6 protein-coding genes are annotated in these 6,090 nt (G+C 46.2%); 3 read left to right on the top strand and 3 right to left on the bottom strand.

Going from position 1 to position 6,090, the window contains the following annotated elements; translation table 11 throughout:
- Positions 1 to 216: 216 nt before the first annotated feature.
- Positions 217 to 1,230 carry a CorA family divalent cation transporter gene (locus NI469_RS15370; RefSeq protein ID WP_004732304.1) on the bottom strand — a complete coding sequence of 338 codons (1,014 nt, stop codon included), beginning with the start codon at positions 1,228 to 1,230 and terminating at the stop codon, positions 217 to 219.
- A 152-nt stretch (positions 1,231 to 1,382) separates the two neighbouring features.
- Between NI469_RS15370 and NI469_RS15375 the strand changes: the two genes are divergently transcribed.
- A complete protein-coding gene (locus NI469_RS15375) occupies positions 1,383 to 1,973 on the top strand; it encodes an LOG family protein (protein ID WP_004732303.1) in 591 nt (196 codons plus the stop codon).
- Positions 1,974 to 2,003: 30 nt separating this feature from the next.
- On the top strand, positions 2,004 to 2,405 hold the full coding sequence (locus NI469_RS15380; RefSeq protein ID WP_253148825.1) for an NUDIX hydrolase: 402 nt from the start codon (positions 2,004 to 2,006) through the stop codon (positions 2,403 to 2,405).
- A 4-nt stretch (positions 2,406 to 2,409) separates the two neighbouring features.
- Here the strand turns inward: NI469_RS15380 and NI469_RS15385 are convergent, their stop codons facing one another.
- Positions 2,410 to 3,045, bottom strand: coding sequence for a ComF family protein (locus NI469_RS15385; protein ID WP_219307389.1), 636 nt, complete (start codon positions 3,043 to 3,045; stop codon positions 2,410 to 2,412).
- Positions 3,032 to 5,077 carry an ATP-dependent DNA helicase RecG gene (gene recG / locus NI469_RS15390; protein ID WP_253148827.1) on the bottom strand — a complete coding sequence of 682 codons (2,046 nt, stop codon included), beginning with the start codon at positions 5,075 to 5,077 and terminating at the stop codon, positions 3,032 to 3,034. Before recG ends, NI469_RS15385 begins: the two co-directional genes overlap by 14 nt.
- A 33-nt stretch (positions 5,078 to 5,110) precedes the next feature.
- Between recG and NI469_RS15395 the strand changes: the two genes are divergently transcribed.
- The gene (locus NI469_RS15395; protein WP_253175645.1) at positions 5,111 to 5,914 is read left to right on the top strand and encodes an NAD-dependent epimerase/dehydratase family protein; all 804 of its coding nucleotides are present in this window, start codon (positions 5,111 to 5,113) and stop codon (positions 5,912 to 5,914) included.
- The last annotated feature ends 176 nt before the right edge of the window (positions 5,915 to 6,090 follow it).

A 6,090-nucleotide genomic window follows, 5' to 3' on the forward strand; every position in this document is an offset into this window, starting at 1 on the left:
TTCAACTGCTCTCGGAATATTCAATAGATGAACTCAATGAGATAGCCACAATGGCATTAGGTATCTCATAGATGTGTAGATACCTATGCCTAAAAGGAGAGGGAACTTCCTCTCTAACTTTATGGATAGAAATGATGATTTTTAAAAACTACTATCTCAATAAATATTGGAAGTCCTCTCTCCTTATGGGAGAGAGTTAGAGAGAGGGTGAAGAAATTAAATCCACTTCTTCCATCTAAAGTAAATCAATGGCCCGATCAAAAAGCCGATCAAAATAATACTGACCATAATGAAGCTCATGGAGCCTTGTGCAAAAGGCAGAACTTCGGTATTCATGCCATAAATACTGGCAATGAGCATCGGCGGTGCAAGCATACTTGGCAGGATCGAGAATCGACGAATCGTATCGTTCTGTTCCGTGTTAATGAATCCGGACGTGGTATCGAGCAGGAAGCGCACTTTCTGGAACAGGAAGGCATCATGTTCAACCAGCGAGCGCACATCTTCACTGAGTTCTCGGATATCCGCATCATAAATATGACTGCCCAAGGCGCGTGGACGAGACAGGAAAGTCAGAACACGACGTAAATCGATCAGACAAAGCTGCGCTTTACCGAGCATATCTTCCAGTTGAGCCAGACGGGTAATCATGTCATCCAGATCGAGAATCTGTTCACGATGACGGTTATTCAACACTTCAGTTGAATATTTTTCTAAATCTTTATGGACATCTTCCAGAATGTCGGCCAGTTCATCCAGTTTGGCTTCGAGCAGGCCCAATAAAATCCAGGTCGGATCTTTATAATCGATTTCATAATCATTGCGGCGTGCACGAGCACGGAAGGCACGAAAGGCCACCAGCTTTTCGCCACGCAAGGTAAACAGACGGTCCTTATGCAGAATGAATGCTACGGTTTGCACCGTCGCCAGCATGCTGGATTCATCTTCGTTTTCGTTCTCGACCTGATAGTTTTTATTTTTGGTTAAAAAATAGGTGCTGATATGCAAAATACCGTCATCATCACGGTAAAATCGGGCACTCGAGGAAATATCTTCCAGCGATTTTAAGGTCGGTAAGTTTTGCGCATAGGCATCTAGAATCCATTGCTGCTCTTCTTGTGAAGGTGCAATCAGATCAAGCCATACTAAATCTGGATGCAGGTCGAAATCACCGTTAATCGTGATATCTTCTAAGCTACCGCGCTCTGTGGCGTAAAAGGCTTCAAGCATGCTGTCTTTTCTCCCTGGCGCAGTATGTGAATTGGAATGGGTGTATTTTAGACAAGGAATTGAATAAAAACACTGATATTAAGCAGTTATTTTTGGAAAAAACGCGCTTGCAGCGATTTTGTACAATATAGCGTCAATTGGAGAGTGAAATGATGAATTCTATCGCAATTTTTTGTGGTTCAGCACTGGGCTCGGATCCTCTCTATGCCCAGATCGCCGAAAAGGTTGGCCAGACCTTGGCAGCAAGGCATCAGACGCTGGTCTATGGCGGTGGTCGTTCTGGCTTGATGGGGATTATCGCTGATAGTGCTTTGGCTGCTGGTGGCAAGGTGATTGGTGTAATTCCAAGACAGCTGGTCAATCGTGAACTGGCGCATCCGCATATTACCGAGCTATTTGTGGTCGATAATATGCACGAACGTAAAACCCGCATGTCGGAACTGGCACAGGGATTTATTGCCATTCCGGGTGGTGCAGGAACGCTGGAAGAAATTTTTGAACAATGGACCTGGGCACAGTTGGGAATTCATAAAAAACCTTGTGCTTTTTTAAATGTAGATGGTTTCTATGATGATTTACTCAAATTTATCCATATGACGACTGAGAAAGGTTTTACCAAAGCGCGCTTTAGCGATGCTTTAATTGTGAGTGATAATCTGGATGATATTTTGCGCCAGTTTGAAAGTTATCAGCCGCCTGAAGCGAAATGGGGTATGGTCGATCAGACCGATCTTGTAAAATAAGCTGTCCACAGCATGATTTGTAGAAAATAAATGAACGTGATTACGGTGGCTGCAGCCATTATTTTAAATGAAGCGCAGCAACTGCTGGTGGTTCGTAAAAAAGGGACGTCCTGCTTTATGCAGGTTGGTGGCAAGCTGGAGCCAAATGAAGCACCAGAAGCAACGATGTTGCGTGAAATTCAGGAAGAAATTGGCATACAGGCACAGATTCAGCAATTCATTGGGCGTTTTGAAACCAAGACGGCGAATGAACCAGATCATCAACTGGTGAGTTATGTCTATTGGGTAAGTCTGGATCAAGCACCAAAAATTGAAGCGGAAATTGCCGAAATGAAATGGGTCGATCTGGATGAAAAAGAGCTACGACTCGCACCCTTGACCACTGAAATTGTGATTCCTTGGGTGAAGTCGCAGTTACTCGCCCAAGCTTAAATTTTCAGATTTGAGCACCTGCCAGACAGGCTGCATAAACTTTTTGACAGCCCAGTTGTTCAAGTGTTTGGCTCAGTGCTCGAATCGAGCTGCCGGTCGTCACCACATCATCAATAATCAGCACCCGACGGTAACGCAGCTTGGAAATGGTACTGATCTGGAATTGTGATTGGATGTCTTCAATCCGCTCCAGCCGGCTTAGGCCCTTTTGCGAGTGTTGTTTCATTCGTCGAACAGGTTGCCAGATGGGTACATTCAACTGTTTTGCCACATGTTTGGCCAGCACTAGAGATTGATTATAACCGCGCTCAGCCAGACGCTCATTCGAGATCGGCATCGGTACTATCGCACTGACTTTAGGTAGGTCTAAACTTAACAGCACACCTGCCAGTAAATTTTGCAAATGCAGCTTCTGTTCATATTTAAACAGTTGAATCAGCCGGTCCATCGGGTAAGCATAGTCGCAGGCAATCTGGAACTGCATTTCCTGCCGTTGAATGGTTTGATGTGCCCAGGGTAATTGTCGCCAGCAATCTTCACAGACTGAATGAATGGACTGATGATCGGTCAGACAGAGCTGGCAGGGCTGTAAGCGGGTCAGCCAGGATTTTCCATGTTCCAGTAATTTAAACATAGGCATAGCGCGGTGCTTCCGGTAGCCAGCGTTGCAATAATGCCTCGGCCTGATCGGGATAATCCTTGAGCATCTGCTGGGCCACATAATGTGCCTGATTGAGCAGGTGATCATCACGTTCCAGTTTGGCCACACGGAAATTCATGTCGCCAGTCTGTTTGGTCCCGAGCAGCTCACCTGGGCCACGCAATTCCAGGTCTTTCTCGGCAATCATGAAACCATCATTGGTTTCGCGCATGATTCTTAAGCGTTCCTGACCATTTTGCGAGAGCGGATGTTTATACAGTAGCGCACAGAAACTGGCTTTGGCGCCACGACCGACCCGGCCACGTAACTGATGCAATTGGGACAGGCCCAGACGCTCGGCATTTTCAATCACCATAATGGAGGCATTTGGTACATCGACGCCGACTTCGATCACGGTGGTGGCAATCAGGAGCTGTAATTCATTATTTTTAAACTGCTGCATTACCGCCTGTTTTTCATCGGCTTTCATCTTGCCATGTACCAGTCCGATATTCAACGCAGGAAAGCGCTCGCGAATTTCGGTAAAAGTCGCTTCGGCAGCTTGAGCATCTAGGGTTTCGGATTGCTCTACCAGGGTGCAGACCCAGTAGGCCTGCTTGCCTTCGGCACAGTTGCTGGCAATCCGTTGCAAGACTTCTTCGCGCCGGTCTAATGGAATGGTCACGGTCTGAATCGGGGTACGGCCCGGCGGCAGCTCGTCAATCACTGAGGTATCCAGATCACCATAGGCAGACATGGCCAGTGTGCGTGGAATCGGAGTCGCAGTCATCACCAGTTGATGCGGAGACATACCATCTAGCCCTTTATTTCTGAGTGCAAGGCGCTGATCCACACCAAAGCGGTGCTGTTCATCAATAATCACCAGACCCAGTTTGGCAAACTCGACATTTTCCTGAAACAGGGCATGCGTTCCGATCACCAGATGGGCGCTGCCATCCCGAATCACCTGTTCCGCTGCGGCGCGAGCTTTACCTTTTTGCTTGCCGGAAAGCCAGGCCACATTTAAGCCCAAAGGCTCAAACCAGCGTTTAAAATTCAGATAATGCTGCTCGGCCAGAATCTCGGTCGGTGCCATCAATGCAACTTGCCAGCCTTCTTCCAGTGCATGGCAAGCTGCGACACCAGCCACCAGGGTTTTACCCGCGCCGACATCGCCTTGCACCAGACGCAACATCGGTTTATTGCTTTTTAAATCCTGCACGATTTCTCTGGATACACGTTTTTGCGCACCGGTCATTTCAAAAGCCAGACTGGCTAAGAGCTGTTTGGCATAGGTTTTACTGGGCGCAAATGAAGGCGCTTCGACTTGCTGAATAAAGGCCCGACGTGTCAATAAACTGATCTGATGCGCTACCAGTTCTTCAAAGATCAGGCGCTGCTGTGCAGGATGTGAGCCTTGTGCTAGTTGCAGCATATTGGCATTGACTGGCGGGTGATGGATATATTCCAGTGCCTGTTTCAGTGCATAACCATTGCTAAATTTTGCTGGCAGTAGTTCAGGCAGATGGTCGCTGTATTGAGCCAAGGCCTGCTGAATATAATCCCGTATTTTGGGTTGGGTCAGGCCTTCAGTCGCAGGGTAAATCGCCGTGAGCTGGGTTTGAGGTAAAGGTGTGTCCTCAGTAATGACTTGCAGTTCGGGATGATACATTTCCAGACCGCGCGCACCGACCCGCACTTCACCAAAAATTCTTAAACGGTTACCCAGTTTGCAGCGGTCAGTAATACCTTTATAGATATGATAAAAACGTAAAGTAACCTTGCCAAAATCATCATCCAGCAGCACAGCCATAGATTTGCGTTTACCGGGTGGAAAATCTACACCTTTAACGATCCCTTCTAGCAGATAACTGCGTCCCACGCTCAATTGATTCATGGGAATGATCGTGCTACGGTCTTCATAGTCACGTGGTAGATGAAAAAGCAAATCATCAGTATTGAAGATATTTAGTTTTTCGAGTAATGAAGCGGCGGCATTGCCAACGCCTTGTAACTGATGGACTGCAGCCATGTCCCCTCAACCAGATTTGTGATTCGGTGCTCAATGCATATTTTATTTACCGGTTATGGTAAAACATCCCGACGTGTGGCTAAACAACTATTTGAGCAAGGTCATCAAATTAGCACAATTAGCCAGAGTCCCAAAACAGATTCATTCGCAACTCATCTGATTCAGGATGTGCATAAACTGGATTTAACAGCAGTTACACCGATTGACTGGGTCTATGTATTACTTAGTCCAAAACAAAGTACGGTTGAAGGCTATCAGCAAACTTATCTGGATTCGGTTCAACCTATTGTCTCTGCCTTGAAACAGCATCCGGTGAAACGGATTGTGGTGGTGTCATCGACACGAGTGTATGGGCAAAATTCCGGTGAAATCGTAGATGACGAAACTGAAATTCACCCGAATGATGCTCAGAGCAAAATCTTGCAGCAGATGGAGCAGGCTTATTTCACTGCTTATCCTGAGAAATGTACCATCATTCGTCCAAGTGGGATTTATGGAGCATCGGTAGAACGCCTACAAAAAATGGCCGCCTCGATGTTGAGATATCCGAATCTGCACTGGTCCAACCGGATTCACATTGAAGATTTATCACGTTTCTTATCACAGATGATTCACGTGGAACATCCTGAAAATTCTTATATTGTGACAAACAACGATCCAAAATTAATGCATGAAATATTGCAATGGTTCCAAAAGCAGATGGGGCTTCCTTTGCTTAAAGTAGAAAGTGAGCAGGTGACAGGTAAGAAGCTTTATGCGACCCGAATGCAAAAAATGGGATTTGAGTTAGAGCATCCAGATTGTTATGAGGATTATTTGGAGTTAATGAAAAAATAAATCCAGTAGATTGAAGTTCTTCCTCCCTCTGGGAGGAGGTTAGGAGGAGGGCTTTTTGAAATTACCTCTCCCTAACCCTCTCCTGAAAGGCATAGGTATCTACACAATTCCTGAACTTTGCGTTAAATTGAAGAGCATGCTCTTCAATTTAACATCTCTGGCCTGGATCAGCGTCT

It is taken from the genome of Acinetobacter lwoffii (assembly GCF_024129735.1).
Lineage (GTDB): Bacteria > Pseudomonadota > Gammaproteobacteria > Pseudomonadales > Moraxellaceae > Acinetobacter > Acinetobacter lwoffii_H.